We start from the raw sequence: 3,419 nt of genomic DNA, 5'->3' as shown, positions 1-3,419 counted from the left end.
GGGGTATTCGTCCTTTTCGTGCTAAATCTGGCGGTTTTCCTGGCTTTTTCTTTAAAAATCAAAGTCGTATGCGGTCGTCAATTTTTCCGAAGGTCGGCGCCTTAACGCAAAATCTGGCGCTTTCATCGGGCCGTACGGCGAGCGCAGGTTCGAAGGTGACAAGCAAATCCGCACCATGCGCCCGCCGTTCGGGTCCACGCTTCGGCTCAGCGCGCGCCTTGGCGACCAGACGCGCATTGCCCAAGTTGAACTGCCTGATCTCCCTCTGCGAGACGACGAGTCCAGTATCGAGGTTCATCGTCTCTGGTTCTGCCGCGCCGCTTCACTATCCGGCCGTACGCTGCCAACGTGCCGCATCCAGTAGCATGTCGCGATAACGGTCAATCGGAAAGCTCAACGTACCGCGGAAATTGACATGCGCGAAGTGCGCCGGCCCCAGCCGCCGCAACCAGTCGTCGTCAATTCCCTGTCCTTTGCGTTGCCAGTCATCAAGAGTGGTCTGCATCCGCTGCGTGTTCCACGCAATTACCAGGTTTGTCAGCAACGTCAACGAGCCGGATATTGCAATCATTTCGTCGCGGCGCCGTCCGCGCTCAGGCGCGATCTTGCCGGTATAGATCGCGCGCTGCAGCTGATGAACGGATTCGCCGCGGTTAAGCAACGTATGCATTTCGCGACGAAACTCCAGGTTGCTAAAGTAATCGCACAGGAATAGCGTGCGCAGTAGCTTGCCAAGGTGGTCCGCCGCCCGGTACACCGGGTCACCCTGCGCGGCGCTGCCGAATCGCTGCAAAGCGACACTTGCGCTCACGCGTCCCGAATGAATCGACGCGACGACGCGCAGCAGTTCCTCCCAGCCATCCCGAATTGCCTTGATGGATATTTCGTAGGCAACGACCGATACCAGCCCGTCGGGAGCGGCCACTCGTCGGGGCAAATACAGTTTGCGTTCCGAGAGGTTGCGAAGCCGCGGGCATAGATCGAAACCGAGGAGCTTCGACACCGCCATTCCTACATTCGTGTACCCATGCGTGTCTACCGAAAGTCGCAGCAACCCGCCGTCGTCACGGTTCTCGTTGTGACGGATCACACCCTCGATCGCGACTCCAGCCTGACGTTCGTTTAGCACAATCGGCTGGTTATAAACGATGCCGTGCTGGTCCAGCACGTGCGTATACATACCCACCGCATGAGTGCGACGTCGCGGATCGACCCGCGCATAAAAGAGGTGCCTTGACGTATCAAGACTCATTGAGTCGCTTGATGCCTGCCGTCCGGCGCCCCAGAGTTCCGTAATCGGATGGCTGCGCTGGAATTCAACTACGCGGTCGTTTGCACGCGGCAGCCGACCGGGCATCTCAAGCAGGCGCATTGCCGTCGAAATGTGCGCAGGGTCCAGCTGCGGGATCATGGCGGCAACGTTCTTCGCGTCCATTTCCGTGCCGTGGGCGATCAGCGCAGCGTACAGCGAGACGAGTTCGTTTGCATCGCGCGCCTTGCGTGACCGGAGCACTTCACTGAAGCCCGTGTGGGCATCCGTCTCCATGATAATGTCGGCGAACTGCGCGGTGCCGATCTCCTTGAATATCAGATCCCGCGTGCGTTTCGGTATGCCGTCGGTCGGCAATGCCTCGATTGCGGACAAGTGCAACGCGCCGTCGGTACCGATTGTCACGCGATCTGCCTCTCGCGCCTCCTCCAGCGCAGCAAGGCCTGCCTTCAGGTGTTCCGTCAACCGTTCTAGAAACGGCTCCGCGGTCCCCGGCAACCCGAGCGACGACAGATAGCGCTCGCGATCGCTTTCCCATTGCGTGGGCGGAATCAGCAACTGATCACGCTCCCGGAACGACAGGCTGTGGTTGATCCAGACCGAGCCGCGTCGAAGCCCCTTACGCAGACCTGTGATTGCCGATGCTTCCAGTGCCCGCAACGCGCGCGCCCGATCGTCACCCTTGACGAGATCGCGCCAGGCGGCGCTTACCGGCACATCGCAGTTGGGTGGCAATTCGGTCGCGCCACTGTCATGCAGTGTGCCGATAAGTTCAAACTGTTGCAGGCTTTGTTCTGCTTCGCGGCCTACGAAGCCTAGCTCGCGTAACGGCCCCAGCAGGTTGCGGATGCGGTGATGATCGTCGGTGAGCGCTTCGCGTACGTAGGCTGCATGACTTGCCGGTGATTTGTCCGCGAGGCCGTCCAGCAGTTTGCCTATATCGTCGAGACGTTCCTGCGCCGGACGCTTGCCATCCTGAACCAACGCCTTGATCGCGAGCAGTTGCTGCCGGTATTCGACAGCCGAACGTGCCTGCCGGACCGTCGTACGGTCGTAAGCCTGCCGCACAAGGTCCGAGACCCTGCGTCCTGCCTGATAGAGGAGGGCGTCAGTCAACTCGAGCAGCGTGACCCGCAGGAAAAAAATCAGCTCAATGGTGCGGGTCGACTCCTTGAGTTCACGAACCTTAGCAGGACGGCGAGCCTGGATGCGCTGCGCGTATGCACGCTGCTTTTCGATCGGCACGGCGTCGAGTACCCACGTGTGCGCACCGAGTTCCTTGAGGAACCGAACCTTCGCGAGGGTTTCGGTAAGCGTCGTCGGGCTGTGTCGCGCGGGCGGCGTCTTCAGCCATTCGAGAACTCTCATGCCGGAGGTCCCATGCTGGGCAGAGAGGACAGAATCGGCATGCATTAACTGCGTTTCCGTGACTGCTGCTTTGATAAGTGCGAGCAGACCACGCTCAAGGTCCGACCAGATCTTGCGGCCGAGATCCCGCAATTTCCGCTCGGAGGGTATCAGGATGCGACGCTCATACAGCCAGTAATGGACGTGCTGGAGCAGCTCTTCAAGGGTAAGTGATTCGGCGGCATCCTGTCGCATCCACTCTTCCAGTGCCGCCCAGTGGTTCGGTTCGATCGACGTCAGGCCGAGATATTCGCAGGTCCAGACCTGATGCTCGTACAGAGTCTTATAGCGTTGATAAAGTGTGCGAAGGGAGGCGATCGTCGGGGTAGGAAGGCCAAGCCGCTCTCCAACGTAGTGCAGTAACGCGCGCGGCAGTGTGCCGACATGATCAAGGGTGTGGCCGCTGGCACGCAAAAAGACTAGTTGGATGGCAACGCCAGCTCGGCGATCGCGCCAAGAATCGCTTGTTGATCGCGGCAATGTCGCTGTCAGTCAACGCGAAGTAGCGCTCCACGTCGAATTCCGACAGTCGGGAGGGCAGGCGATCCTGCCCCACATAGCGAAATTCCAGGCCTGGCATCTCCTCCCTCCCGTCAAGGTGGCGCGATCTGTAATCGCGGGCGGGTACGGTATCGCAGGCGCTTTTGGTTGTTCAGACAAAAGTCAGATCCCATGGCAGTTCGCGAAATCAGGCTCTGAAGGGAAAACCGCCAGATTTAGCACGAAAAGGACGAATACCCCT

At 59.6% G+C, this 3,419-nt stretch carries 1 pseudogene; it reads right to left on the bottom strand.

Features of this window, described 5'->3' with window-relative positions:
- Nucleotides 1-325 precede the first annotated feature (325 nt).
- Nucleotides 326-3,257, bottom strand: a pseudogene (locus P0D80_RS49075) (Tn3 family transposase).
- Between the last annotated feature and the right edge of the window lie 162 nt (nucleotides 3,258-3,419).

Origin of the sequence: Paraburkholderia sp. RL17-373-BIF-A, from assembly GCF_046030175.1 — a bacterium.
GTDB lineage: Bacteria > Pseudomonadota > Gammaproteobacteria > Burkholderiales > Burkholderiaceae > Paraburkholderia.
Note: the sequence above shows the minus strand (reverse complement) of the source record. Positions and strands in the feature narration are given on the sequence as shown.